Origin of the sequence: Schumannella soli (genome assembly GCF_006517435.1) — a bacterium.
Lineage (GTDB): Bacteria > Actinomycetota > Actinomycetes > Actinomycetales > Microbacteriaceae > Schumannella > Schumannella soli.
This window is the reverse complement of record NZ_VHQG01000002.1, coordinates 1163711-1190245: the sequence shown is the minus strand read 5'-3', so window position 1 is coordinate 1190245 and position 26535 is coordinate 1163711. Positions and strand designations below refer to the sequence as shown.

At 72.1% G+C, this 26535-nt stretch carries 25 protein-coding genes; 22 read left to right on the top strand and 3 right to left on the bottom strand.

Features of this window, described 5'->3' with window-relative positions; all coding sequences use genetic code 11:
• Nucleotides 1–104 precede the first annotated feature (104 nt).
• On the bottom strand, nt 105–1334 hold the full coding sequence (locus tag FJ657_RS11215; protein ID WP_255447269.1) for a DUF349 domain-containing protein: 1230 nt from the start codon (nt 1332–1334) through the stop codon (nt 105–107).
• A 138-nt stretch (nt 1335–1472) separates the two neighbouring features.
• Entirely contained in the window at nt 1473–2267 is a 795-nt protein-coding gene (locus tag FJ657_RS11210) for a peptidylprolyl isomerase (RefSeq protein WP_141163697.1), read from the bottom strand.
• A 166-nt stretch (nt 2268–2433) separates the two neighbouring features.
• On the opposite strand from FJ657_RS11210, the gene FJ657_RS11205 reads away from it, so the two are divergent.
• From FJ657_RS11205 to nusB, 13 genes are all read left to right on the top strand, one after another.
• Nucleotides 2434–3969 (top strand): replication-associated recombination protein A, encoded by a 1536-nt coding sequence (locus FJ657_RS11205; protein ID WP_439653940.1) that lies wholly within the window; start codon nt 2434–2436, stop codon nt 3967–3969.
• Nucleotides 3970–4148: 179 nt separating this feature from the next.
• Entirely contained in the window at nt 4149–4778 is a 630-nt protein-coding gene (gene rpsD / locus FJ657_RS11200; protein WP_141145829.1) for a 30S ribosomal protein S4, read from the top strand.
• Between the two features lie 244 nt (nt 4779–5022).
• A complete protein-coding gene (locus FJ657_RS11195) occupies nt 5023–5250 on the top strand; it encodes a hypothetical protein (protein WP_141163696.1) in 228 nt (75 codons plus the stop codon).
• A 116-nt stretch (nt 5251–5366) separates the two neighbouring features.
• Nucleotides 5367–8024, top strand: coding sequence for an alanine--tRNA ligase (gene alaS, locus FJ657_RS11190; RefSeq protein WP_141163695.1), 2658 nt, complete (start codon nt 5367–5369; stop codon nt 8022–8024).
• Nucleotides 8021–8515, top strand: coding sequence for a Holliday junction resolvase RuvX (gene ruvX, locus FJ657_RS11185; RefSeq protein ID WP_141164005.1), 495 nt, complete (start codon nt 8021–8023; stop codon nt 8513–8515). Before alaS ends, ruvX begins: the two co-directional genes overlap by 4 nt.
• 2 nt (nt 8516–8517) lie before the next feature.
• Nucleotides 8518–9867: an endolytic transglycosylase MltG gene (gene mltG, locus FJ657_RS11180; protein WP_255447268.1), complete on the top strand. Its 1350-nt coding sequence runs from the start codon at nt 8518–8520 to the stop codon at nt 9865–9867.
• Nucleotides 9860–10684 carry a shikimate dehydrogenase gene (locus tag FJ657_RS11175; protein ID WP_141163694.1) on the top strand — a complete coding sequence of 275 codons (825 nt, stop codon included), beginning with the start codon at nt 9860–9862 and terminating at the stop codon, nt 10682–10684. The genes mltG and FJ657_RS11175 overlap by 8 nt, the downstream gene beginning before the upstream one ends.
• Before the next feature lie 106 nt (nt 10685–10790).
• Entirely contained in the window at nt 10791–11990 is a 1200-nt protein-coding gene (gene aroC / locus FJ657_RS11170) for a chorismate synthase (protein WP_141163693.1), read from the top strand.
• A complete protein-coding gene (locus FJ657_RS11165; RefSeq protein ID WP_141163692.1) occupies nt 11987–12532 on the top strand; it encodes a shikimate kinase in 546 nt (181 codons plus the stop codon). Before aroC ends, FJ657_RS11165 begins: the two co-directional genes overlap by 4 nt.
• A complete protein-coding gene (gene aroB, locus FJ657_RS11160; RefSeq protein ID WP_141163691.1) occupies nt 12529–13605 on the top strand; it encodes a 3-dehydroquinate synthase in 1077 nt (358 codons plus the stop codon). The genes FJ657_RS11165 and aroB overlap by 4 nt, the downstream gene beginning before the upstream one ends.
• 25 nt (nt 13606–13630) lie before the next feature.
• Nucleotides 13631–14068: a type II 3-dehydroquinate dehydratase gene (locus tag FJ657_RS11155; protein WP_141163690.1), complete on the top strand. Its 438-nt coding sequence runs from the start codon at nt 13631–13633 to the stop codon at nt 14066–14068.
• Between the two features lie 156 nt (nt 14069–14224).
• Nucleotides 14225–14788, top strand: a complete 564-nt coding sequence (efp, locus tag FJ657_RS11150) for an elongation factor P (RefSeq protein ID WP_141163689.1) — start codon at nt 14225–14227, stop codon at nt 14786–14788.
• Nucleotides 14785–15246 carry a transcription antitermination factor NusB gene (gene nusB, locus FJ657_RS11145; protein WP_141163688.1) on the top strand — a complete coding sequence of 154 codons (462 nt, stop codon included), beginning with the start codon at nt 14785–14787 and terminating at the stop codon, nt 15244–15246. The genes efp and nusB overlap by 4 nt, the downstream gene beginning before the upstream one ends.
• 94 nt (nt 15247–15340) lie before the next feature.
• Here the strand turns inward: nusB and FJ657_RS11140 are convergent, their stop codons facing one another.
• Complete coding sequence (locus FJ657_RS11140; protein WP_141163687.1) at nt 15341–15784, bottom strand: MarR family winged helix-turn-helix transcriptional regulator; 444 nt, start codon at nt 15782–15784, stop codon at nt 15341–15343.
• Nucleotides 15785–15964: 180 nt separating this feature from the next.
• Between FJ657_RS11140 and pyrR the strand changes: the two genes are divergently transcribed.
• From pyrR to FJ657_RS11095, 9 genes are read left to right on the top strand one after another with little or no spacing between them, the layout of a single operon-like run.
• The gene (pyrR, locus tag FJ657_RS11135; RefSeq protein ID WP_141163686.1) at nt 15965–16522 is read left to right on the top strand and encodes a bifunctional pyr operon transcriptional regulator/uracil phosphoribosyltransferase PyrR; all 558 of its coding nucleotides are present in this window, start codon (nt 15965–15967) and stop codon (nt 16520–16522) included.
• On the top strand, nt 16519–17472 hold the full coding sequence (locus FJ657_RS11130; protein WP_141163685.1) for an aspartate carbamoyltransferase catalytic subunit: 954 nt from the start codon (nt 16519–16521) through the stop codon (nt 17470–17472). The genes pyrR and FJ657_RS11130 overlap by 4 nt, the downstream gene beginning before the upstream one ends.
• Nucleotides 17469–18779, top strand: coding sequence for a dihydroorotase (locus tag FJ657_RS11125; protein ID WP_141163684.1), 1311 nt, complete (start codon nt 17469–17471; stop codon nt 18777–18779). Before FJ657_RS11130 ends, FJ657_RS11125 begins: the two co-directional genes overlap by 4 nt.
• Complete coding sequence (locus FJ657_RS11120) at nt 18776–19342, top strand: PH-like domain-containing protein (RefSeq protein ID WP_141163683.1); 567 nt, start codon at nt 18776–18778, stop codon at nt 19340–19342. Before FJ657_RS11125 ends, FJ657_RS11120 begins: the two co-directional genes overlap by 4 nt.
• Nucleotides 19339–20502 (top strand): glutamine-hydrolyzing carbamoyl-phosphate synthase small subunit, encoded by a 1164-nt coding sequence (carA, locus tag FJ657_RS11115; RefSeq protein ID WP_141163682.1) that lies wholly within the window; start codon nt 19339–19341, stop codon nt 20500–20502. Before FJ657_RS11120 ends, carA begins: the two co-directional genes overlap by 4 nt.
• On the top strand, nt 20502–23813 hold the full coding sequence (gene carB / locus FJ657_RS11110; protein WP_141163681.1) for a carbamoyl-phosphate synthase large subunit: 3312 nt from the start codon (nt 20502–20504) through the stop codon (nt 23811–23813). Before carA ends, carB begins: the two co-directional genes overlap by 1 nt.
• The gene (gene pyrF / locus FJ657_RS11105) at nt 23806–24672 is read left to right on the top strand and encodes an orotidine-5'-phosphate decarboxylase (RefSeq protein ID WP_141163680.1); all 867 of its coding nucleotides are present in this window, start codon (nt 23806–23808) and stop codon (nt 24670–24672) included. The genes carB and pyrF overlap by 8 nt, the downstream gene beginning before the upstream one ends.
• Entirely contained in the window at nt 24669–25598 is a 930-nt protein-coding gene (gmk, locus tag FJ657_RS11100) for a guanylate kinase (RefSeq protein ID WP_141163679.1), read from the top strand. Before pyrF ends, gmk begins: the two co-directional genes overlap by 4 nt.
• A 51-nt stretch (nt 25599–25649) precedes the next feature.
• Complete coding sequence (locus tag FJ657_RS11095) at nt 25650–26528, top strand: hypothetical protein (RefSeq protein ID WP_141163678.1); 879 nt, start codon at nt 25650–25652, stop codon at nt 26526–26528.
• The last annotated feature ends 7 nt before the right edge of the window (nt 26529–26535 follow it).

Here is a 26535-nt window from a genome sequence, read left to right as displayed (position 1 = left end):
CCTCCGCGCGATCGCCGGCCCGGAGACGCCGCAGCCCCGATCTGTGGACAGACCGGGGCTGTGGAGAGCGACGGCGCGCACCCGCGGGCGCGACGCCGGCGCGATCAGTTCTTGACGGCGCCGAGCAGGGCGCGGCGTGAGGCGAGCTCCTCCTCGAGCGCGGCCTGCTTCTTCGCGTCGCCGCGCTTCTTGGCGTCGGCGATGTCGCTCTCGAGCTTGTCGATCGCGGCGCCGAGCAGAGCGGCGAAGCCCTCGGAGCGCGCCTGCTTCTCGGGGTCGCTGCGGTTCCAGTGGTCTTCGTCGAGCTTGCGCACGTGCGTCTCGACCTTGCGCAGACGGTCTTCGACCGTCCGGATGCTGTCGCGCGGCACCTTGCCGATGGCATCCCAGCGGCGCTGCACGCCGAGCAGGAGCTCCTTGGCCTTGACGCGGTCGTCGACCTCGAGGATCTTCTCCGCCTCGGTGAGCAGCTCGAGCTTGAGATCGAGGTTGCCGCGGAACTCCTCGTCCTCGACGGCGTCGACCTCGGCCTTCGCCTGGTAGAGCACGTCGCCCGCGGCCTTGAACCGCGCCCAGAGCGCGTCGTCGGCCTTCTTGCCGGCGCGACCGGCGCGCTTCCAGTCGTCGAGCAGGTTGCGGTAGTCGGGGATGCCGGCGGCGCCGCGCGACGCGAGCGACTCGGCCTTCTCGACGAGCGACTGCTTGCGCGTGCGGGCGTCCTTGTGGGCGCTGTCCAGCTCGGCGAAGAACGCCTTGCGGTGGGTCTCGATCGTGCTGCGCGCGGCGCGGAAGCGCTTCCACAGCTCATTGCTCTCGCCCTTGGGAAGGCGGGGGCCGTCCTGCTGGTGGCGCTGCCACTGCTGGAACAGGCTGTCGAGCTCGGCGCTCGCCTGCTTCCACTGCACGCGCGCCGGATCCTGCGCGGCGAGCTTCTCGGCGGCGACGACGATGGTCTCGCGCTCGGCGAGCCCCTGCTGCACGGCCTCGCGGGCCTCTTCGCTCTGCTTCTCGGTCAGCTCGCCGACGGTGCCGCCGAGCTTCTCGACGCGGGCGCGCAGCGACGCGAGGTCGCCGACGGCGTTCGGCTCGGCGACGGACTCGCCGAGGTGCTTGAGCGCCTTCGCGACGTCGCCGGCGGGGGCGCCCTTGAGGATGCGCTGCTCGAGCAGCGTCACCTGGCCCTCGAGCTCGACGAACTTGCGGGTGAAGTACGCGAGCGCCTCCTCGGGCGTCGCGTCGGGGTACTGACCGACGGCCCGTTCGGCGTCGCCCTCCCGCACGTACACGGTGCCGTCGTCGTCGACACGTCCCCAGGGCGTGCTCTGGTCGCTCACGTTCGATCCCACTTCGTCGTCATCCCGGGCGGAGGCGCACCGGCGCCGTCCAGCCTAGGGCACCCTCGCCTGCGGCTCACCCCGAGTTCGGAGCGGGCGTCATCGTCGTGGCGCGCGGTCGCGGCGACGACCGCGCGATCACTTCAGGCTGAAGGCCGTGATCTTCGTCGCGACGGTGGGTGCGCCATCCGACGAGCCGCCGGTGATGCCCTTGTCGACGATCTCGCTCTTCAGCTTGTCGAGGCCGCTCGTGACCTTGCCGACCACGGTGTAGCCGCCGCCGTCGGTGGGCAGCTTGGTGTCCTTGTAGACGACGAAGAACTGGTGGTCCATCGAGTACTGCGAGCTGGCGCGCGCCATCGCGATGGTGCCCGCCGGGTACACGCCGTCCTCGGGCGCGTTCTCGACCGGTCCGTACTGGAAGTCGGGATCGCCGCTGCCGTCGCCGGTGAGCGAGCCGCACTGCAGCACGCCGAAGTCGGTCGAATCGGTCAGGCGGTGGCAGGTCTTGCCCGGGTAGTAGCTCTTCTTCACGTCCTGGATGATCGAGCTGACCGCCTGCGGCGCCTTCGCACCGTCGAGGGTCACGCCGAGCGCGATCTCGTTGAGCGTGAGCGTGCCGGTCCAGTCGCGCCCCTCGGCGAGACTCGGATCGGGCACGTCGCCCTTGTTCTGCTCGGCCGAGTCGCTGGGCGACGCCGAGGGCGAGGGGCTGGCGCTGTCCTTGCCGCCCGAGCCACCGGGTCCGGCGGTGAAATAGAAGATCTGCGTGCCGGCCGCGAGGCCCGCCACGACGACGACGCCCACGATCGCGAGCAGGTTGTCGCGCCAGCGGCGCTTGCGCTGGCCCTCGTGCACCTGCTGCCGGGCCGAGTAGCTGCGGAGTCGATCGCGCGCCTCGCGCGCATCGCGCTCGTTCCTGCTCGGTGCCACCGGACCTCCCGTGTCGTCGAGGCCGCGGTCATCGCGGCCACCGAGAACTCTAACCAAGCCGCGCCCCTCCTCCCTGCGCCACCTCGCGCAGCGCGTCGCGACGGGGCCTCGCGGGATGCGGCGACGCGGGTCGGCTCGTGTCGGCCGCCGGCTGTAGCGTGGGCGCATGGCCAGCCAGCAGGGGCTCTTCGCCGGATCGACCCCGCTGGCGGTGCGGATGCGTCCGACCTCGCTCGATGAAGTCGCCGGGCAGCAGCACCTTCTGCGCCCGGGCTCGCCGCTGGTGAATCTGGCGAACGACACGACCGGCACCTCGGGTGCGGTGTCGGTCATCCTCTGGGGTCCTCCGGGCACCGGCAAGACGACGCTGGCGCAGGCGATCGCGCACAGCTCCGGCCGGCGCTTCGTCGAGCTCTCGGCGGTCACGGCCGGCGTCAAGGACGTGCGGCAGGTCATGGTCGACGCCCAGACCAACCGCGATCTGTATGGCGTCTCGACCGTCCTCTTCCTCGACGAGATCCACCGTTTCACCAAGGCCCAGCAGGATGGCCTGCTGCCGGGCGTCGAGAACGGCTGGGTGACGCTCGTCGCGGCGACGACCGAGAACCCGTCGTTCTCGGTGATCTCGCCGCTGCTCTCGCGCTCGCTGCTGCTGACCCTGCAGCAGCTCGACGACGACGATCTGGGTCTGCTGATCGATCGCGCCGTCGCCGACGACCGCGGGCTGCGCGGTGCGGTCGAGGTGGATGCCGAGGCGCGGGCGGCGCTCATCCGCCTGGCGTCAGGGGATGCGCGGCGCGCGCTCACCGCGCTCGAGGCCTCGGCCGGCTCCGCGGCCTCGCAGACGCCCGAGGGCGAGACCCCGATCGTGACGGCCGACATCGTCGCCGCGAGCGTCGACCGCGCGCTGCTGCGCTACGACCGCAACGGCGACGAGCACTACGACGTGATCAGCGCCTTCATCAAGAGCGTGCGCGGCAGCGACGTGGATGCGGCGCTCCACTACCTGGCGCGCATGATCGAGGCGGGGGAGGATCCGCGCTTCATCGCGCGTCGGGTCATCATCTCCGCAGCGGAGGACATCGGTATGGCCGACCCGCAGGCGCTGCCGATCGCGGTGGCCGCGGCGGAGGCCGTGCAGATGATCGGCATGCCCGAGGGGCGCATCCCGCTCGCTGAGGCCGTCGTCTACCTCGCGACGGCGCCGAAGTCGAATGCGGCCTACAACGGCATCAACGCGGCGATCGCGGATGTGAAGGCGGGCCGCATCGGCCGCGTGCCGAAGCACCTGCGCGACGCGCACTACCCGGGCGCGAAGCGGCTGGGGCACGGGCAGGGCTACCGCTACGCCCACGACGCCCCGTTCGGCGTCGCCGAGCAGCAGTACCTGCCCGACGAGCTCGTCGGCACCCGCTACTACACGCCGACCGGGAACGGGCACGAGCGCGAGGTCGGGCCCCGGCTCGAGCGGCTGCGTGCCGTGATCGAGGGGCGGCCGATGCCGGCGCGCGAGAAGCCGACGGAGAAGGCGCCCGAGGTGACGGAGGCGAAGGCCGCCGAGAAGCCGGAGGCGAAGCCCGCCGAGCGGGCGACTGACGAGGCCGCCGAGAAGCCGGCCGAGTCCGCTTCGGCCGACGCGGAAATGGATGCCGAGAGCACGTCGTCGACCGACGCGGGCTCTGCTAAGCTTCCGGAGGCCTGAAACCTGATCTCCCCGTGCGGCTGCGTGGGAGATCGCCGGTCGAGGCGGATCTGCTCTGTAGCCGAGCGACCGCCGTGGTCGACACCCTCTCTTCGCACGGATCCTCCGTTGCGCGCGTCCGCGGGCGTGCGAGCGGCCGTGACATCCGAACGTTCGAGACAACCAGAAGGACACACTTCGTGACCACCAAGTCCCAGGACCGCCGCAAGGTCCGCCTGTCGCGCGCCCTCGGCGTCGCGCTGACCCCGAAGGCCGCCCGCTACCTCGAGAAGCGTCCCTACGCCCCGGGTCAGCACGGCCGCACCAAGCGCCGCACCGACAGCGACTACGCCGTCCGTCTGCGCGAGAAGCAGCGTCTGCGCGAGCAGTACGGCATCCGCGAGAAGCAGCTGCGCATCGTCTTCAACGAGGCGCGCCGCACCCAGGGCCTGACCGGTGAGAACCTGGTCGAGCTGCTGGAGATGCGCCTCGACGCCCTCGTGCTGCGTGCCGGCTTCGCCCGCACCACCGCGCAGGCTCGCCAGCTCGTCGTGCACCGCCACATCATGGTCGACGGCCAGCTCGTCGACCGCCCGTCGTTCCGCGTGAAGCCGGGCCAGCTCATCCACGTCAAGCCCAAGAGCGAGGGCACCGAGCCCTTCCAGGTGGCGGCCGCCGGCGGTCACGCCGAGGTCCTGCCCCCGGTTCCGGGCTACCTCGAGGTCGAGCTCGACAAGCTGCAGGCGCGCCTCGTGCGTCGCCCGAAGCGCGCGGAGGTCCCCGTGACCGCCGAGGTGCAGCTCGTGGTCGAGTACTACGCCGCTCGCTAAGCAGCAGCTCAGCGACAGCACGAAGGCCCCCGGAGAGATCCGGGGGCCTCCGTCGTCTCCGCGTCGTCAGGCGGGAGGCATGTCGCATCGGGGCCACGGCTCGGATACCGCGTCGCCGCATGAGAAGACGCTCATCCGCCGGGCGTGCTGCGTCGAGAGCCCGCGCAGGGCGCGCGTAATAGGCTGAAGCCCGATCGAATCCGCCGTGACCCCACGGCGTACCCCGCGAGCTGAGGAGAGTCCCATGAAGAGCGCCTTCTGGCTGGTCGTCGGCGTGGCTGCGGGCTTCGTCGCCGCCCACTACGTCTCCCGCACCCCGCAGGGCCGAGCCCTGTTCGACGAGATCGACGAGAAGACGCGCGGCTTCGGCGCCGCCGTGGTCGACGGCTACCGCTCGCGCGAGGCCGAGCTGCGCGACTCGATCCGCGACGCCGAGGATGCGATCGCCGACATCGCGAAGCGCCTCGACTGACGCCACGCCCCGACCTGACAAGCTGACACTCCGCCACCTAGAGCTCCGTCGTCCGAGCGTCGCGCTCGCGCGCATCCGACTCGTTCCAACTCCGCACCACCGAACCGGGAATACCTGTGCAGACCGCTGAAATCCAACGCCGCTGGCTCACCTACTTCGGAGAGCGCGGCCACACCGTCATCCCCTCCGCCTCCCTGGTCAGCGACGACCCCTCGCTGCTGTTCACCGTCGCCGGCATGGTGCCGTTCATCCCGTACCTCACCGGTGTCGTGCCGGCGCCGTACCCGCGCGCGACGAGCGTGCAGAAGGTGATCCGCACGAACGACATCGAGGAGGTCGGCAAGACCCCTCGGCACGGCACGTTCTTCCAGATGAACGGCAACTTCTCCTTCGGCGACTACTTCAAGGAGGGCGCCATCACCTACGCCTGGGACCTGCTCACGAGCAGCCAGGCGGATGGCGGATTCGGCTTCCAGGAGAAGGATCTCTGGGTCACCGTCTACGAGGACGACGACGAGGCGATCCAGCTCTGGCGCAAGGTCGCCGGGCTGCCGGAGGAGCGCATCCAGCGCCTCGGCAAGGACAGCAACTACTGGTCGACCGGCCAGCCCGGCCCCGCGGGCCCCTGCTCGGAGATCTTCTTCGACCGCGGCCCTGCCTACGGCGTCGACGGCGGTCCGGTCACCGATGACGATCGCTACGTCGAGATCTGGAACCTCGTGTTCATGCAGTACGCGATCCAGAACGTGCGCTCGAAGGTCGATTTCGACATCGTCGGCGAGCTGCCGAAGAAGAACATCGACACCGGCATGGGCATGGAGCGCGTCGCGTTCCTGCTGCAGGGCGTCGACAACATGTACGAGATCGACCAGGTGCGCCCCGTGCTCGACGTGGCCTCGCAGCTGTCGGGCCGCCGCTACGGCGCCGACCACGAGGACGACGTGCGCATGCGCGTCATCGCCGACCACGTGCGTTCGTCGCTCATGCTCATGACGGATGGCGTGAGCCCGTCGAACGAGGGCCGCGGCTATGTGCTGCGCCGCCTCATGCGCCGCACGATCCGCGCGATGCGGCTGCTCGGCTACGACACCGCGAGCTTCCCCGAGCTGTTCGCCGCGTCGCGCGACGCGATGGCGCCGGCGTACCCGGATGTCGCGGCGGACTGGGCCCGCACCTCGGGCATGGCGTTCGCCGAGGAGGAGACCTTCCTGCGCACGCTCGCCGGCGGGACGACCATCCTGGACGTCGCGGTGCAGGACACGAAGAAGGTCGGCTCGGCCGTGCTGCAGGGCGACACCGCCTTCCTGCTGCACGACAGCTTCGGATTCCCGATCGACCTGACGCTCGAGATGGCCGAGGAGGCCGGGCTGAGCGTCGACCGCGCCGCGTTCGACACGCTCATGCAGGAGCAGCGCGACCGGGCGAAGGCCGACGCGAAGAACCGCAAGAAGGCGATCGCCGACCTGTCGGTGTACGCCGACTTCCGTGCGCAGGGCGAGACCACCTTCACCGGCTACGACTACCTCGAGACGGAGACGAGCATCCTCGGCCTCCTCGTCGACGGCGTGGCCGTGAACAAGGCGGTCGCGGGCGAGATCGCCGAGGTGATCCTCGCCGAGACCTCGCTCTACCCCGAGTCGGGCGGTCAGTCGGCTGACGCCGGCACGATCGTGGGCAGCGGCTTCGAGCTCGAGGTGCTCGACGTGCAGCGTCCGGTCAAGGGGCTGATCAGCCACACCGTGCAGGTGCGCTCGGGCGAGGTGGGCGTCGGCGACGCCGCGACGAGCGTCGTGGATTCGGACTACCGCCGCGGGGCGACCCAGGCGCACTCGGCGACCCACCTCATCCACGCGGCCCTGCGCCAGACGCTCGGGCAGCAGGCGCATCAGGCGGGCTCGTTCAACAAAGCCGGCTACATGCGCCTCGACTTCTCGTGGAGCCAGTCGCTGAGCCCCGAGACGCGCAGCGAGATCGAGGAGATCGCGAACGACGCGATCCGCAAGGACTTCGAGGTCGTCACGCGCGTGCTGCCGCTCGACGAGGCGCGCGCCGCGGGCGCGATGGCGCTGTTCGGCGAGAAGTACGGCGACACCGTGCGCATGGTCGACATCGGCGGCCCCTGGTCGCGCGAGCTCTGCGCGGGCACGCACGTCTCCAGCTCGGCGCAGGTCGGGCTGATCAACCTCGTCAGCGAGTCGTCGATCGGCTCGACCAACCGCCGCGTCGAGGCGCTGGTCGGCGCCGACGCCTTCCGCGACCTCGCCGTGGAGCGCTCGATCGTCGGCGCGCTGTCGTCGTCGCTCAAGACCCCGCGCGAGCAGCTGCCCGACCGCATCGCCGAGCTGGTGGCCAACCTCAAGGCGGCCGAGAAGAAGATCGCGGCCTTCGAGGCGAGCAAGCTGGCCGATCGCGTGCCCGCGCTCGCGCAGGGCGCGACGCGGCTCGGCGCGCACACCGCCGTCATCGAGGATCTCGGCGAGCTGGCCTCGGCCGACGAGCTGCGTCAGCTGGCCCAGCAGGTGCGCGAGCGCCTCGGCAGCGACTCCGCCGTCGTGGCGCTGCTGGCCCGCGTCGGCGAGCGCCCCTCGGTCGTCGTGGCGACGAACCCGGCCGCGCGCGATGCCGGCGTCAAGGCCGGTGCGCTCGTCAAGCAGGCCGCGGGCGTGCTCGGCGGCGGCGGCGGCGGCAAGGACGACCTCGCACAGGGCGGCGGAACCGACGTGACCGCGGTCCCGGCCGCGGTCGAGGCGCTGCGCCGGGCCCTGGAGGGCTGAGCGTGCGTCGTGGCCGCCGGCTCGGGATCGACGTCGGGCGGGCGCGCGTCGGCGTGGCCACCTGCGATCTCGACGGGCTGATCGCGACTCCCGTCGAGACCGTCCCGCGCGACGAGCGCACGGTGCTCGTCCTGCGGGAGATCGTCGACGAGTACTCGCCGATCGAGGTGGTCGTGGGGCTGCCGCTGTCGCTCTCGGGCGCCGACACCCCGTCGACCGACGACGCCCGCGCGCTGGCGGCCGAGATCGCGACCGCGCTGGCCGCCGTGCCCGCCGCCGACGGGCAGAGCGGCATCCCCGTCGTGCTCGTCGACGAGCGGATGTCGACCGTCACCGCCCAGCGTCAGCTTCGCGAGAGCGGCAAGAAGGCCCGCAAGCAGCGGCCCGTGGTCGATCAGGCGGCCGCTGTTATCATCCTGCAGACCGCGCTCGACGCCGAACGTGCGTCGGGCCGACAGCCGGGTACCCCGGTGACTCCGGAAGGAAGCTGACCGTGTCGCACGAGCCCGGATCGCCCGACGACGACCAGCGCCGCCCCGCTCCGGGCGAGCCCAGCTGGGACGAGATCTTCCAGCCGGGGGGCGCGAGCGAGACGGCTCGGGTCGAGCAGGTCGAACAGCATGCGCCGGCGCCGCGCAGCGGGGTCGCGGCCGCCGCCGAGCAGGCGCGCACTGGCCAGATCCCGCAGCAGCAGGCCGCACCCGCCGGGCGTCGCGGACGCCGCGGCGCCGAACCGCTCAGCGCCCGCGAGCAGCAGCGCCGCCGCACCCGCCGTCGTCGCCGCATCGCCCTGCTGGTCGTGCTCCTGGTCTTCATCGCCGGCGTCGGCGCCACCGGCGCGGTCGTCTACCACCAGTACGGCGACCGCATCAACGCGATCCTCGGCGTCGGCGAATCGAACGACTACGAGGGCGAGGGCACCGGCGAGGTCACGATCGCCATCCAGTCGGGGCAGATCGGATCGGATGTCGCGACGACCCTCGCCAAGGCGGGCGTGACGAAGACCTACACGGCCTTCTACCGTCTGCTGCTGAAGAGCCCCGACGTCTCCTTCGAGCCCGGCAACTACAAGCTGAAGAAGCAGATGAGCGCGAAGTCGGCGCTCGCGGCGCTGCAGGACCCGAAGAACCGGGTGCAGAACACCGTGCTGATCCCTGAGGGCTTCAGCGCCGAGGCGGCGTTCGAGCAGCTGTCGGCGGGCACGGGCATCCCGATCGCCGACTTCCAGGCCGCCGCGAAAGACTACGTCGCGCTCGGCGTGCCGGCCGAGGCGCCGAGCATCGAGGGCTTCCTGTTCCCGGCGACGTACACCTTCGATCCCGGCGTGACCGCGCACGATGTGCTCGCGAAGCTGGTCGCCGAGATGAACTCCCGCCTCGACAAGGCCGGGGTCGCGCCGGCCGACCGCTTCAAGGTCGTGACGCTGGCCTCGATCGTGCAGCGCGAGTCGGGCCCGAGCGTGGAGGACATGCACAAGATCGCCCGTGTGTTCGAGAACCGTCTCGAGATGGGGATGCGTCTGCAGTCGGATGCCACGGTCGCCTACGGCACCGGACACACCGACCGCGTGACGACGACCGGCGCCGAGCGCGGCGACGCGAGCAACAAATACAACACCTACGCCAACGACGGCCTGCCGATCGGGCCGATCGGGCTGCCGGGCGCCGACGCGATCGACTCGGCGCTGCATCCCACGCCAGGCCCGTGGCTGTACTTCGTCGCCGTCAACCTGAAGACCGGCGAGACCCGCTTCTCGACGACGATCGCCGAGCACGACGCCGCCGTGAAGGAGTGGCAGGCCTGGTGCCGCGAGAGCGACGAGAACAAGGCCTACTGTGCCTGATCCGGTGCGGCGTCTCGCCGTGCTGGGCTCCCCGATCGGCCACTCGCAGTCGCCGGCGCTGCACCGTGCCGCGTACGGCGTGCTCGGCCTCGACTGGGAGTACGACCGCGCCGAGGTGACCGACGCCGAGCTCGAGGGCTTCCTCGCCGGGCTCGGGCCGGAGTGGCTCGGGCTGTCGCTGACGATGCCGCTGAAGCGCCGGCTGATCGAGCTCGTCGACGACGTCGATCCGGTGGCCAGGGCGACCGGCCAGGCGAACACGCTGCTGTTCACGCCCGAGGGGCCGCGCGTCTTCAACACCGACGTCGCCGGCATCGTGGATGCGGTGCGCGAGGCCGGGGGAGCGGATCCCCGTCGCGTGCTCGTGCTCGGCGGCGGGGCGACCGCGCGCAGCGCCGTCGCGGCCGGGCACGAGTTCGGCGCCGAGGTCCTGCTCGCCGCCCGTGCGCCGGAGCGGGTCGCCGACGCCGGCGGGGCCGAGGTCGTCCCGCTCGCCGCGGCCGACCTCGCCGGCGCCGACCTCGTCGTCAGCACGATCCCCGGCGGCGTCGACATCCCCGTGGTCGTTCCGGCGCTGCGCGCCGATCAGCTGCTGCTCGACGTCGTCTACCACCCCTGGCCGACGCCGCTCGCGGCGCGCTGGCAGGTGTCCGGGGGCGCGCTCGTGCATGGACTCGGGATGCTGCTGCACCAGGCGGTGCGTCAGATCCGCATCTTCCGCTCGGGCGATCCCGAGCTCCCGCTCCCCGATGAGGCCGCGGTGCTCGCGGCCATGCGCGCGGCCGTGCACGGTGAGGCGCCGTCGCGCCGCTCGTGACCCGTCGGCCGCCCCGTCGCGGCTGTGGGAGGATCGACCGCGTGCCCGCGCGTCGATCGCCGGGCCCGCGAAAACGCGTCTGCCGCACTGATGGAGTTCTGATCGCATGCTGCGCTGGTTGACCGCGGGCGAGTCCCACGGCCCCGAACTGCTGGCCATCCTCGAGGGGCTCCCGGCCGGGGTGCCGGTGTCGCTCGACGACATCCGGGCCGACCTGGCCCGCCGCAAGCTCGGCTACGGCCGCGGCGCGCGCATGAAGTTCGAGGCGGATGAGCTGAACCTCTCCGGCGGCGTGCGTCACGGTCTGTCGATGGGCAGCCCCGTCGCCCTGCGCATCGGCAACACCGAGTGGCCCAAGTGGACGCAGGTGATGAGCCCCGAGCCGGTCGACCCGAGCGTCTTCGAGACCGGCCGCGGCGCCGCGCTGACGCGCCCGCGTCCGGGACACGCCGATCTCGTCGGCATGCAGAAGTACGGCTTCGACGAGGCGCGTCCGGTGCTCGAGCGGGCGAGCGCCCGCGAGACAGCCGCGCGCGTCGCCCTCGGCGCCGTCGCGCGCTCCTTCCTGCGCGAGCTCGGCATCCGCCTGGTCAGCCACACGCTCGCGATCGGCCCCGTGCGCGTGCCCGAGGGCTCGCCGCTGCCGCGCCCCGACGACGTCGCGACGCTCGACGCGGATCCGCTGCGCTGCTTCGACCCCGCGACGAGCGAGCGCATGGTCGCCGAGGTGGATGACGCGCACAAGGAGGGCGACACGCTCGGCGGGGTCGTCGAGGTGCTCGCCTACGGCGTTCCGCCGGGACTCGGCAGCTACGTGCACGGCGACCGCCGCCTCGATGCGCGTCTCGCCGGGGCGCTCATGGGCATCCAGGCCATCAAGGGCGTCGAGGTCGGCGACGGCTTCGAGACGACCCGTCGCCGCGGTTCGGCCGCCCACGACGAGCTCGTCGTCGGCGACGACTCGATCGAGCGCGTCAGCGACCGCGCGGGCGGCACCGAGGGCGGCATGTCGACCGGCACCGTGCTGCGCGTGCGCGCCGGCATGAAGCCGATCGCGACCGTGCCGCACTCGCTGCGCACCGTGGATGTGAGCACCGGCGAGGCGGCGGCCGCGCACCACCAGCGCTCCGACGTCTGCGCCGTGCCCGCCGCGGGCGTCGTCGCCGAGGCGATGGTCGCGCTCGTGGTCGCCGACGCCGTGCTCGAGAAGTTCGGCGGCGACTCGGTCGCCGAGACGAAGCGCAACCTCGAGGGCTACCTGGCCGCGATCCCGGAGGCGCTGCGCACGGCGACGATCGAGGGATGACCGCCGAGCCGGCTCCGCGCGCCGATCTGGTGCTCATCGGGCCGATGGGCTCGGGCAAGACCCGCCTCGGCAAGCGCGTCGCGAAGCTGATCGGGCGTCCCTTCGCCGACACCGACAAGATCGTCGTCGCCGAGCACGGGCCGATCGCCGACATCTTCGACGCGCACGGCGAGCCGCACTTCCGCGCCCTCGAGCGCGATGCCGTCGCCGGCGCGATCACCGCCGGCGGCGTCGTGTCGCTCGGCGGGGGAGCCGTGCTCGACGAGCAGACCCGCGCCCTGCTCGGGACCGAGCGCGTCGTGCTGCTCTGGACCACCCCCGAGGCCGTCGAGGCCCGCATCGCGAACGGCAAGCGCCCGCTCGTGCGCGGCGGCGTCGACGACTGGATCCGCATCGCCGAGTCGCGGCGCCCGATCTACGAGGCGCTCGCCCGGCACCTCATCGACACCTCCTCGCGCCCGATCGACCACCTGGCGGCCGAGCTCGCCGACTGGTGGCGCACTGAGACCGGCGCCGCGCAGACCGGAAGGACCCCGTCATGACCGACGCCACCCGCATCCCCGTCGCCGGCACCCCCGGCTACGACATCGTCGTCGGCCGCGACCTCGACGCCCTCATCCCCGAGGCGCTCGGCGCCGGCGTGCGCAAGGTGCTCGTCGTGCACGCGCCGACCCTCGGCGCGAAGGCCGAGGCGCTGCGCGCGCAGCTCTCCGAGCGCTTCGAGGTCTACCTCGCCGAGGTGCCGGATGCCGAGGCCGCCAAGCGCATCGAGGTCGCCGCCTTCTGCTGGCAGGTCATGGGCCAGACCGACTTCACCCGCAGCGACGCCGTCATCGGGCTCGGCGGGGGAGCGACGACCGACCTGGCCGGCTTCGTCGCCGCGACCTGGCTGCGCGGCGTGAAGGTCGTGCAGATCCCGACGTCGATCCTCGGCATGGTGGATGCGGCGGTCGGCGGCAAGACGGGCATCAACACGGCCGAGGGCAAGAACCTGGTCGGCTCCTTCCACGCGCCGGCGCAGGTCATCGTCGACCTCGCCTGGCTCGACACCCTGCCGCGCAACGAGCTGCTCGCCGGCTTCGCCGAGATCGTCAAGGCGGGCTTCATCGCCGAGCCCGAGATCCTCGACCTCATCGAGGCCGACGTCGACGCCGCGACCGACCCGACCTCGCCCGTGCTGCGCCGCCTCGTCGAGCTGGCGATCGGCGTGAAGGCGCGCGTCGTCGGCGAGGACTTCACCGAGCAGGGGCTGCGGGAGATCCTGAACTACGGCCACACGCTCGGCCACGCGATCGAGCACGCCGAGCGCTACCAGTGGCGTCACGGCGCCGCGGTCGCGATCGGCATGGTGTTCGCCGCCGAGCTGTCGCGTCTCACCCGCGGTCTCGACGACGAGGCGGTCGACCGCACCCGCCGCATCCTCGACCTGCTCTCGCTGCCCTCGACCTACCCGCTCGGCCGGTGGAAGACGCTGCTCGCGACGATGCAGCGCGACAAGAAGGCCCGCGCGGGCATGCTGCGCTTCATCGTGCTCGACGCGATCGGCAAGCCGGCCGTGCTCAACGGGCCTGAGGAGCATCTGCTCTTCGCCGCGTACTCCGAGATCTCGGCCTGAGCCGGCTGTCGCTACGGTTGACCCCATGACCCGCGTGCTCGTGCTCAACGGACCGAACCTCGGCCGCCTCGGCAGCCGCGAGCCCGACGTCTACGGCGACCAGGACCTCTCGGCGCTGCGCGTGCTGCTGACCGGAATCGCCGCCGACGGCGTCGAGATCGACCTGCGCCAGACCGACGACGAGGGCGAGCTCATCCACTGGCTGCACGAGGCGGTGGATGCGCAGAACGACGTCATCCTCAACCCCGCCGCGTTCACGCACTACAGCTACGGGCTGCGGGATGCGGCCGCGCTCGTGACCAAGGCCGGGCAGAAGCTCGTCGAGGTGCACATCTCGAATCCGCACGCGCGCGAGGAGTTCCGGCACCGCTCGGTCGTCTCCGGCATCGCGACCGGCGTCATCGCCGGGTTCGGCTTCGACAGCTACACGCTCGCGCTGCGGGCGATCGGCGCGGCGGCCTGACGCGCGTCCCCGCGATCGGCGCCGTCCGCGTCGACGGAGATCGGCCCGAGTGCGGCCGGAGAGGGCGCGGGCGGCCTGGACTGTAAGATCGTCCGGGCGATTCCCCGGCTCACCGCACGGGCGCCCCGCGACGGAACCGACTGGAGAACCCACACCATGGCTACCACGAACGACATCAAGAACGGCAGCGTCCTCAACATCGACGGCCAGCTGTGGAGCGTGATCGAGTTCCAGCACGTCAAGCCGGGCAAGGGCGGCGCCTTCGTGCGCACCAAGCTGAAGAACGCGCTCAGCGGCAAGGTCGTCGACCGCACCTTCAACGCCGGCACCAAGATCGACTTCTCGACGATCGACCGCCGCGACTTCCAGTACCTGTACAAGGACGGCGCCGACTTCGTCTTCATGGATCTGAGCGACTACGACCAGATCACCATCCCGGCCGCCACGGTCGGCGACGCCGCCAACTACATGCTCGAGAACCAGACCGTCACGGTCGCCAGCAACGAGGGCTCGCCGCTCTACATCGAGCTGCCCGCCTCGGTCGTGCTCGAGGTCACCTACACCGAGCCCGGCCTGCAGGGCGACCGCTCGAGCGCCGGCACCAAGCCCGCGACCCTCGAGACCGGCCACGAGATCCAGGTTCCGCTGTTCCTCAACTCCGGCACCAAGGTCAAGGTCGACACCCGCAACGGCGACTACCTGGGTCGCGTCACCGAGTGAGCGCCCGCAGCAAGGCCCGCAAGCGCGCGGTCGACATCCTCTACGGCGCCGACCTGCGCGAGCTGCCGATCTGGCAGCTGCTCGGCGAGGAGGCGACGCGCGCGCTCGACGAGCCCGACCGTCGCGCCTCGTGGGAGTACGCCCGCCAGATCGTCGAGGGCGTCGCCGACAACCAGGCCGCGATCGACCGCCTGATCGGCGAGAACGCCCAGGGCTGGACGCTCGAGCGGATGCCGGTGCTCGACCGCGCGATCGCGCGCGTCGGCGTGTGGGAGATCCTCTACAACGCCGAGGTGCCCGACGCGGTCGCGATCTCGGAGGCCGTGGAGTCGGCCACCGTGCACAGCACCGACGACTCCGCCGGGTTCCTCAACGGGCTGCTGGCCGCGATCGCGCGTCTGCCGAAGCCGGAGGCCGCGCCGCACATCGAGCTGCCGGTCGGCGACGACCAGGCCTGATCGCCGGAGGCCGCCGCGGTCGGCGTGCGCCTCGACCTCGCCCGCTTCCCGGATCCGTCCGGCGGGGCGGGCGTCGTCGTTCCGGGCCCCGGCCTCAGAGCTCGGCGAGCCGCTGCAGTGCCGGCAGGGCGCGCGTGAGCGCCCGCAGCTGATCCGCATCCAGCCGATCGAGCAGGTCGGCGAGGATGCCCGCGCGCTCGCTGCGCGCCCGCTGCACGGTCTGCGCGCCGTGCTCGGTGATCTCGACGATGACCGAGCGCCCGTCGCGCAGGTCGGGGCGACGCTGAACGAGCTGTCGCGACTCGAGCTCGGTCACGGTGCGGGTCATCGACGGCGCCGAGACCTGCTCGCGCCCGGCGAGCTCGCCGAGGCGCAGCGGCCCGTCGCGCAGCAGCGTCGCCATCGCCGAGAGATGCGCGTGGTTGAGGGATCCGCCGGCGCGCTGCATGCGCCGGTTGACGCGGCCGACCGCGAGGGCGAGCGCGTGCGCGACCTCGATGTCGTCGCCGACCGGATATCCCGCTGTGATGGTGCTCATCGCTCTCCCCTGAGCTGCTCCGCCGACGCCCGCGGCCCCCGCTGCGGCGTCCCTGGTCTGACACTAGGCGCTGTGTCGCGAATCCGTGTCAGGTCGAGGCCGCGCCGTGCGACTGCTAGGCTCGTCGGCGGTTTCGACATCCTTTAAATTCCGTCCAGAGAGGCGGGGAAGGAGGTCAGGATGGCTGTGCGCCTCGTGCTGCAGCAGGCTGACATTCAGCGGGCTCTGACCCGCATCTCGCACGAGATCCTCGAGAGCAATCGCGGATCCGACGATCTCGTCCTCCTCGGCATCCCGACCCGGGGTGTCATGCTCGCCGAGCGCATCGCCGGCATCATCGGCTCGCTCGAGCAGCGCGACATCCCCGTCGGCGCGCTCGATGTGACGATGTACCGCGACGACCTCGATCGCCACCCGACGCGCACGCCGCGCCCGACGCGCATCCCCGAGTCGGGGATCGACGGCCGCACGGTCGTGCTGGTCGACGACGTCCTCTACTCGGGCCGCACGATCCGCGCCGCGCTCGACGCGATCGGCGATCTCGGCCGGCCGCGCGCCGTGCGCCTGGCGGCGCTGGTCGACCGCGGCCACCGCGAGCTGCCGATCCGCGCCGACTTCGTGGGCAAGAACCTGCCGAGCGCGGCCGCCGAGCGCGTCAACGTGCGCCTGGCCGAGATCGACGGCGAGGACGCCGTCGAGATCGACGGCGGAACCGAGCACCCGGGAGGCGCGGCATGAGGCACCTCCTCTCGACGCGCGACCTCGACCGCACCACCGCGGTGCGCATCCTCGACATCGCCGAGGACATGGCCGACGTCGCCCAGCGCGCCGTGCCGAAGCTGCCGACGCTGCGCGGCAAGACCGTGGCCAACCTGTTCTTCGAGGACTCGACCCGCACCCGCCTGTCGTTCGAGGCCGCCGCGAAGCGGCTCAGCGCCGAGGTCATCACCTTCAGTGCGAAGGGCTCGAGCGTGTCGAAGGGCGAGAGCCTCAAGGACACGGCGCAGACGATCGCCGCGATGGGCATGGATGCGGTGGTGCTGCGGCACTCGGCGTCCGGCGCCGCCGCGACGCTCGCCGGCAGCGGCTGGATCGACGCGGCCGTCGTCAACGCCGGCGACGGCACCCACGAGCACCCGACGCAGGGGCTGCTCGACGCCTACTCGATCCGCAAGCGCCTGCACGGCGCCGCATCACGCGGCCGCGACCTCGACGGCGTGCGTGTCACGATCGTCGGCGACATCGTGCACTCGCGTGTCGCCCGCTCGAACGTGTGGCTGCTCACGACCCTCGGCGCGGAGGTCTCGCTGGTCGCCCCGGCGACGCTGCTGCCCGGCGCGATCGACTCCTGGCCGGTGACCGCGAGCCACGACCTCGATGCCGCGATCGCGGCCAAGCCGGACGCGCTCATGATGCTGCGCGTCCAGGCCGAGCGCATGACGAGCGGCTTCTTCCCCAACGAGCGCGAGTACGCGCGCGAGTGGGGGCTCTCGGCGGAGCGCTTCGCCCGTCTCGACGCGGATACGATGGTGCTGCACCCCGGTCCCATGAACCGCGGCCTCGAGATCAGCTCGGCCGCGGCCGACTCGGCCCGCTCGGTCGTGCTCGACCAGGTCACGAACGGGGTGTCGATACGGATGGCGGTGCTCTACCTGGTGCTCTCGGGAAACGACGGGACGGACGCATGACGCATCTCCTCATCACCGCTGCCACTCTGCTCGACGGCTCGCGCGCCGATCTGCGCGTGCGCGACGGCGTGATCGTCGAGTCGGGTTCCGGCCTCGCCGCCGACGGCGCCCGCGTGATCGACTCCGACGGGCTGCAGGCCCTGCCCGGTCTCGTCGACCTGCACACCCACCTGCGCGAGCCCGGCTCCGAGCAGAGCGAGACCGTGCTGACCGGAACCCGCGCGGCCGCGGCCGGCGGCTTCACGGTCGTGCACGCCATGGCCAACACGCAGCCCGTGCAGGACACGGCCGGCGTCGTCGAGCAGGTCGCCTCGCTCGGCGCCCAGCACGGCTACGCCACGGTGCGTCCGGTCGGCGCCGTCACGGTCGGACTCGCGGGGGAGCGCCTCAGCGAGATCGGCGCGATGGCCGGATCGCGGGCCGCCGTGCGCGTGTTCAGCGACGACGGCAAGTGCGTCTCGGATGCGCTGCTGCTGCGCCGCGCGCTCGAGTACGTGAAGACCTTCGACGGCGTCGTCGCGCAGCACGCCCAGGAGCCGCGGCTCACCGAGGGCGCCCAGATGAACGAGGGCGCGCTGAGCAGCGAGCTCGGCCTGGCCGGCTGGCCGGCCGTCGCCGAGGAGTCGATCATCGCCCGCGACGTGCTGCTCGCCCAGCACGTGGGCGCGCGCCTGCACATCTGCCACGTCTCGACGGCCGGCAGCGTCGATATCGTGCGCTGGGCGAAGGCCCGCGGCATCGACGTGACCGCCGAGGTCACGCCGCACCACCTGCTGCTGACCGAGCAGCTGGCCGCCACCTACGACCCGCGGTACAAGGTCAACCCGCCGCTGCGTCGCGAAGAGGATGTGCTCGCCCTGCGCGCCGCCCTCGCCGACGGCACAATCGACGTCGTCGCGACCGACCACGCCCCGCATCCCGTCGAGGCCAAGGAGTGCGCCTGGCCGGAGGCCGCCGTCGGCATGGTCGGGCTCGAGTCGGCCCTCGCCGTCGTGCAGGAGTCGATGGTCGAGACCGGACTGCTCGACTGGGCCGGCGTCGCCCGCGTGCTCTCGACGACGCCCGCGCGCATCGGCCGCGTGGCCGGCTACGACGCCCCGCTGGCGGTCGGCAGCCCGGCGAACATCACGCTCGTGGATGCGGCGGCGCGCGGCGACTTCGACCTCGCGCGACTGCACGGCAAGAGCGTGAACTCGCCGTTCCTCGGCCGCTCGCTGCCGGGTCGTGTGATGGCCGTCGTGCACGACGGGCGCCCGACCGTGCTCGAGGGCGCGCTGCTGCCGACGGAGGAGGTGGCGACCGCGTGACCCGGGAGCTCATCTGGGCGATCGTGCTCGTCGGCTTCGTCGTGGTGATCGTGCTCGGCATCCTCGGCTGGCGTCGCCGCGCCTGCGGCCAGGCCGGCCTCGACAGCGTCGAGCCGGTTCCCGCCGACCTCGGCGCGCCGCTGCTGCGCGACGACCTGCTCTACGTCGCGACGACCCGCGCCGGCGACCCCTATGACCGCATCCACGTCGCCGGGCTCGGCTTCCGCGCCCGCGGCGTCGTCACGGTGCACGAGCGCGGCGTTCTGCTCGAGCTGGCGGGATCGCCGGCCCGCTGGATCGCCGCCGACACGCTGCGCGGCGCCGGCCGCGCCACCTGGACGATCGACCGCGTCGTCGAGCGCGACGGTCTCGTGCTGCTCGGCTGGACGCTCGCGGGCGACGACGTCGACACCTACCTCCGCTCCGAGCAGCCGTCTGCGCTGCTCGCCGCGCTCCACGAACTCGCGCCGGCTCTCGCCGACGCTCCGACCCCCGCCGACACGGCGGCCGAGGCGCAGCCCGCCGACGCCGCACCGGCCCCCGCCCCGAAGGAGTCCGCATGACCTCCGCCGACCCCGCCGTCCTCGTCCTCGAGGACGGCACCCGCTACACCGGCCGCGCCTACGGCGCGCGAGGCCGCACCCTGGGCGAGGCCGTCTTCACGACCGGCATGACCGGCTACCAGGAGACGCTGACCGACCCGAGCTACGCCGGCCAGATCGTGGTGCAGACGGCGCCGCACATCGGCAACACCGGCGTCAACGACGAGGATCTCGAGTCGCGCCGCATCTGGGTCGCCGGCTACGTCGTGCGCGATCCCAGCCGCGTCGTGTCGAACTTCCGCGCCACGCGCAGCCTCGACGACGACCTCGTCAAGGACGGCATCGTCGGCATCTCCGGCATCGACACCCGCGCCCTCACCCGCCGCATCCGCGAGGTCGGCGCCCTGCGCGCCGGCGTGTTCTCGGGGGAGGACGCGAAGCTCGACCCCGAAGAGCAGCTCGCCGCCGTGCGCGCGGGCCGCGACATGCGCGGTCTCAACCTCTCCGGCGAGGTGTCGGTCAGCGAGACCCAGGTCACCCCGGCCGTCGTCGCCGAGGGGGAGACGAGCCTCGGCGCCCTCGCCGTGCTCGACCTCGGCGTCAAGCAGGCCACGGTCAACCGCCTCTCCGAGCGTGGCTTCGACGTGCACGTCATGCCGCAGTCGTCGACGCTCGCCGAGGTGCTCGCGATCGACCCCGTCGCGGTCTTCTACTCGAACGGCCCCGGCGACCCCGCGGCGTCGCAGACGCACGTCGAGCTGCTGCAGGGCGTGCTGAGCGAGGGGCTGCCGTTCTTCGGAATCTGCTTCGGCAACCAGCTGCTCGGCCGGGCGCTCGGCTTCGGCACCTACAAGCTGCCCTTCGGCCACCGCGGCATCAACCAGCCCGTGCTCGACAAGGCCACCGGCCGGGTCGAGATCACGTCGCAGAACCACGGCTTCGCCGTGGATGCGCCGGTCGAGGGCGTGCATGACAGCCCGGCCGGCTTCGGCCGCGTCGAGGTCAGCCACGTCGGCCTCAACGACCAGGTCGTCGAGGGCCTTCGCGCGCTCGACATCCCCGCGTTCTCGGTGCAGTACCACCCGGAGGCTGCGGCCGGCCCGCACGACTCCGACTACCTCTTCGATCGTTTCCGCGAGCTCGTGCTCGCCCACCAGGCCAGCCAGGGAGCCCAGCAGTAATGCCCAAGCGCGACGACATCAACAGCGTCCTCGTCATCGGGTCAGGCCCGATCGTCATCGGCCAGGCCGCCGAGTTCGACTACTCCGGCACCCAGGCATGCCGCGTGCTGCGCGCCGAGGGGGTGCGCGTCATCCTCGTCAACCCGAACCCGGCGACGATCATGACCGACCCCGACTTCGCCGACGCGACCTACATCGAGCCGATCACGACCGAGTCGCTCGAGGCGATCATCGTCAAGGAGAAGCCCGACGCGGTGCTGCCGACGCTCGGCGGCCAGACCGCGCTCAACGCGGCCATCGCGCTCGACGCGGAAGGCATCCTCGCCAAGCACGGCGTCGAGCTGATCGGCGCGAAGGTGGATGCGATCCAGCGCGGCGAGGACCGCCAGCTCTTCAAGGAGCTCGTGCTCGAGTCGGGCGCCGACGTGGCCCGCAGCCACATCGTGCACACGGTCGACGAGGCCGTCGCCGGCGCCGCCGACCTCGGCTACCCGCTGGTCGTGCGCCCCTCGTTCACGATGGGCGGACTCGGCTCCGGCTTCGCCTACGACGAGCCCGAGCTCATCCGCATGGTCACCGACGGCCTGCACCAGTCGCCGACCACCGAGGTGCTCCTCGAGGAGTCGATCCTCGGCTGGAAGGAGTACGAGCTCGAGCTCATGCGCGATACGCACGACAACACCGTCGTGGTCTGCTCGATCGAGAACGTCGACCCGGTCGGCGTGCACACCGGCGACTCGATCACGGTCGCGCCGGCGCTCACGCTGACCGACCGCGAGTACCAGAAGCTGCGCGACATCGGCATCGACATCATCCGCCGGGTGGGCGTCGACACGGGCGGCTGCAACATCCAGTTCGCGATCGACCCGACCAACGGCCGCATCATCGTCATCGAGATGAACCCGCGCGTCTCGCGCTCGAGCGCGCTCGCGTCGAAGGCCACCGGCTTCCCGATCGCCAAGATCGCCGCGAAGCTCGCCCTCGGCTACCGCCTCGACGAGATCCCGAACGACATCACCCAGGTCACCCCGGCGAGCTTCGAGCCCACGCTCGACTACATCGTCGTCAAGGTTCCGCGCTTCGCCTTCGAGAAGTTCCCCTCGGCGGATGCGACGCTCACCACGACCATGAAGAGCGTCGGCGAGGCGATGGCCATCGGCCGCAACTACTCGACCGCGTTGCAGAAGGCGCTCCGCTCGCTCGAGAAGCGCGGATCGAGCTTCCACTGGCAGGGTGAGCCCGGCTCGAAGTCGGCGCTGCTCGAGAAGGCGAAGACCCCGACCGACGGCCGCATCGTCACGGTGCAGCAGGCCTTCCGCGCCGGCGCCACGATCGAGGAGGTGTTCGACGCCACCGCGATCGACCCGTGGTTCCTCGACCAGATCGTGCTGATCAACGAGGTCGCCGACCGCATCGCGGGCCTCGGCAAGCTCGACGCCGATCTGTTCGTGCTCGCCAAGGACCACGGATTCAGCGACGCCCAGATCGCGGAGCTGCGCGGCCTCACCGAGCAGGAGGTGCGCAACCTGCGCTGGCAGCTGGGTGTGCGCCCCGTCTACAAGACGGTCGACACCTGCGCCGGCGAGTTCCCCGCGCTCACGCCGTACCACTACTCGAGCTACGACCTCGAGACCGAGATCGCGCCGAGCGACCGCCGCAAGGTCGTCATCCTCGGCTCGGGCCCGAACCGCATCGGCCAGGGCGTCGAGTTCGACTACAGCTGCGTGCACGCGAGCTTCGCGCTGAGCGACGCCGGCTTCGAGACGATCATGATCAACTGCAACCCCGAGACGGTGTCGACCGACTACGACACCAGCGACCGGCTCTACTTCGAGCCGCTCACCCTCGAGGACGTGCTGGAGGTCATCCACGCGGAGTCGAAGTCGGGCGAGCTGGTCGGCGTCGTCGTGCAGCTCGGCGGCCAGACCGCGCTGGGTCTCGCGAAGGGGCTCGAGGCGGCCGGCGTGCCGATCCTCGGCACCACGCCCGCCGCGATCGACCTGGCCGAGGAGCGCGGCGAGTTCTCGCGCATCCTCGACGAGGCCGGGCTCCTCGCCCCGCGCAACGGCACCGCGACCGACGCCCCGAGCGCCGTGCGCGTCGCCGAGGAGATCGGCTACCCGGTGCTCGTGCGCCCCAGCTTCGTGCTCGGCGGCCGCGGCATGGAGATCGTCTACTCGACGCCCGACCTCGAGGACTACTTCGACCGCGTGCGCGACCAGGCCATCATCGGCCCCGGCTCGCCGCTGCTCGTCGACCGCTTCCTCGACGACGCGATCGAGATCGACGTCGACGCGCTGTTCGACGGCGAGAGCCTCTACATCGGCGGCATCATGGAGCACCTCGAGGAGGCCGGCGTGCACTCCGGCGACTCGGCCTGCACCCTGCCCCCGGTCACGCTCGGCCGCGACGTGCAGCAGCGCGTGATCGAGGCGACCCGCAAGATCGCCGAGGGGATCGGCGTGCGCGGCCTGCTCAACGTGCAGTTCGCGATCGGCGCCGGCGTGCTCTACGTGCTCGAGGCCAACCCGCGTGCCTCGCGCACCGTGCCCTTCGTCTCGAAGGCGCTCGGCATCCCGCTCGCCAAGGCCGCGTCGCTGATCATGGTCGGCCGCACGATCGGCCAGCTCGTCGACTCGGGTCTGCTGCCCGCGCATGACGGCTCGCAGGTGCCGCTGGATGCGCCGGTCGCCGTCAAGGAGGCCGTGCTGCCCTTCAAGCGCTTCCGCACGATCGAGGGTCACGTCGTCGACTCGGTGCTCGGGCCGGAGATGCGCTCCACCGGCGAGGTCATGGGCATCGACCGCGACTTCCCGCGCGCCTTCGCGAAGAGCCAGGACGCCTCCTACGGCGGGCTGCCCGAGCAGGGCACGGTCTTCGTCTCGGTCGCCGACCGCGACAAGCGCGCCGTCGTGCTGCCGATCCTGCGGCTGCACCAGCTCGGCTTCCAGATCCTCGCGACCGACGGCACCGCCGAGGTGCTCGCGCGCAACGGCATTCCCGCGACGAGCGTGCGCAAGTGGTTCCAGGGTCAGGAGATCGTCGAGGGCGAGCCCTCGGTCGTCGAGCTGATCAACGCCGGCAAGGTCGACCTGATCATCAACACCCCGAGCGGCCGCAGCGCGCGCGCCGACGGCTACGAGATCCGCACCGCCTCGGTCGCGAACGACAAGCCGCTCTTCACCTCGATCGCGCAGCTCGCCGCCGCTGTGGCGACCTTCGACGAGGCGCACCTGCCGATCGAGGTGCGCAGCCTGCAGGACTACGCGCTCGACCGCGCCCGCGGGGCGGAGGTCGCCGCCGGTGCCTGAAGCTCTCGCTGAGCGGGGTCGCTTCGGCGACCGGCTCGCCGCGGCGATCGCGGCGAGCACCGGGCTGTGCTTCGGCATCGACCCGCATCCGGCCCTGCTCGCCGGCTGGGATCTGGCCGACGACGCCGACGGCGTGCGCGACTTCGGTCTGCGCGCGGTCGAGGGCGCGACCGGCCGGGTCGCCATCGTGAAGCCGCAGGTGGCGCTCTTCGAGCGGCACGGCGCGGCGGGGCTCGCGGCTCTCGCCGAGGTGCTCGCCGCCGCGCGGGCGGCCGGCCTGATCGTGATCGCCGACACGAAGCGCGGCGACATCGGCTCGACCATGGACGGCTACTCGGCCGCCTGGGTGGATGCCGACGCCCCCTTCGCCTCCGACGCGGTCACCCTGAGCCCGTACCTCGGCTTCGGCTCGCTCTCCGGTGCGATCGCACGGGCGGGGGAGTCGGGCGCCGGCGTGTTCGTGCTCGCCGCGACCAGCAACCCCGAGGCGCGGGATGCGCAGACCGCCACCGTGCGCACCGGTCAGCACCGGGGACGCACGCTCGCCGCGGCGAACGTCGCCGAGGCCGCCGCTCACGCGCGCGGCGCCGTCGAGCGCGGCTCGCTCGGCGACGTCGGCGTCGTGATCGGCGCCACGGTCCGCCTGCTCGACTACGGCATCGAGCCCGCCGACCTGGCCGGGGTGCCCGTCCTGGCTCCGGGCTTCGGCGCGCAGGGCGCCCGCCTCGGCGACGTGCGCTCGATCTTCGGAGTCGCGGCGCCGCAGGTGCTCGCGTCGTCGTCGCGCGAGCTGCTGGCGGGTCCGCTCGCCGAGCTCGGTGACCGTCTCGTCGCGGCGACCGCGGAGCTGGGCCGATGAGCGACGACGCGACCGCGGCCCCGCGCGGCAGCTCCACGAACCCGCCCGACGTCGATCGCGTCGCCGCGGCCCGCGCCGCCGTCGCGGCCCGCCGTGCGCGCGCCGTCGTCAAGCGCGACGTCGCCGAGCGCCGGCGCAGCCCGCTCGCGGTCGCCGAGACCGCCTGGGCCAGCGACGACGCCCGCATTCCCGAGTCGAGCCTGCGCGTGCGCGAGCTGCTCACCAGCATCCCGAGCGTCGGCCCGCTGCGCGCCGACCGTGCGATGGCCGAGCTCGGCATCGCCGCCTCGAAGCGCGTCGGCGGCCTCGGCGTGCGTCAGCGCACCAAGCTGCGCACGTGGCTGCAGGACCGCGGACTCGGTCAGCGCACCGGGCGCCTGGTCGTGCTCGCCGGACCCACCGCGGTCGGCAAGGGCACGGTGTCGCGCCACATCCGCGAGCAGTACCCGGATGTGCTGCTCAGCGTGTCGGCGACCACCCGCGCCCCGCGCCCCGGCGAGATCGAGGGCGAGCACTACTACTTCGTCAGCGACGCCGACTTCGACCGGATGATCGCCGATGACGAGTTCCTCGAGTGGGCGACCGTGCACAACGCCTCGCGCTACGGCACGCCGCGCGGCCCGATCGATGCGGCCCTCGCCACCGGGCGCAGCGTGCTGCTGGAGATCGACCTGCAGGGCGCCCGCGCCGTCAAACGCTCGATGCCGGAAGCGCTGCTGGTCTTCCTCTCGCCGCCCACCTGGGAGGAGCTCGTGCGGCGCCTCATCGGCCGCGGCACCGAGAGCTCGGAGGAGCAGGCGCGTCGGCTCGAGACCGCGAAGGTCGAGCTCGCCGCGGTCGGCGAGTTCGACGTCGAGGTCGTCAACGACGAGGTCGGCCGTGCCGCCGCCGAGGTCGTCGCGCAGCTCGACGTGGGGGCGGTCTAGTCTCGAGGTCGAGGATCCCTCTCGAACGCCGCTGATCGAACGGAGATGCCGGTGACCGACGGCTTCGGCGACACCCAGCAGTCCGGCGCGCGCGCCGAGGCGCCGCCCTTCGACGCGGCGCCGACGGCGTACCCGGTTCATCCCACCCGTCAGCCGACCGTCGGAGCGGCGCCGCTGTGGGCTGACGCCAGCGCCGTCATCTCCCGGTACCCCGCGAGGCCGACCCCCACCCCCGCCTTCAGCGCCGACCGCGGGCAGTGGTGGTCGTGGTTCCTCGGCGGCGGACGCTACGGCTTCGAGTACTCGCTCGCCGCGGCCGCACCGCGGACGAGGGACCCGAACGGCGCCTACTGGACCTACATGGCGATCGCCCAGCAGAACCCGAGCCTGTTCTTCGTCGGCCAGTACGAGGCCCGCGCCAAGCAGGAGCGGCTGCGGGTCGAAGCGGAGGCACTGCGCCCCTACTTCGGCGACGGACCCGCCGCGTTCATCGGCGTCTCGATGGCAGGCATCCACCTGCCGACGGTGCCGCTCATCCGCTGGGCCGATCTGGCGCTCGTGGTGCGCACCAACGTGCGCGCGCTGCGCAGTCGCGCGAAGAACTCCCCGCTGCTGCCGGATCCGGGTGTCGGCGGTCTCGACGGCGACGGTGAGCTCGTGCTGCTGTTCCGCAACGGCCCGGCGGTGCGCGGCAGCGTCGATCCCCGATACGACCGCGTCGTGCTGCCGTGCACGACCGCGTCGGGGCAGCAGTGGGGCGCCGTGGTCGCGCAGCTCCATCCGGGGCTGCGACCCGAGCAGGCGCTGGAGCTGATCTTCCTCGTCGAGCTGCTCGGCGCCCCGCAGGGGGTGCGCTTCGGCGACACCGGCGGGCCCGCCGACGAGGTGGATGCCTTCCGGCTGCTCGATCAGATGCGCGCCGCGAGCTGAGCGGCCG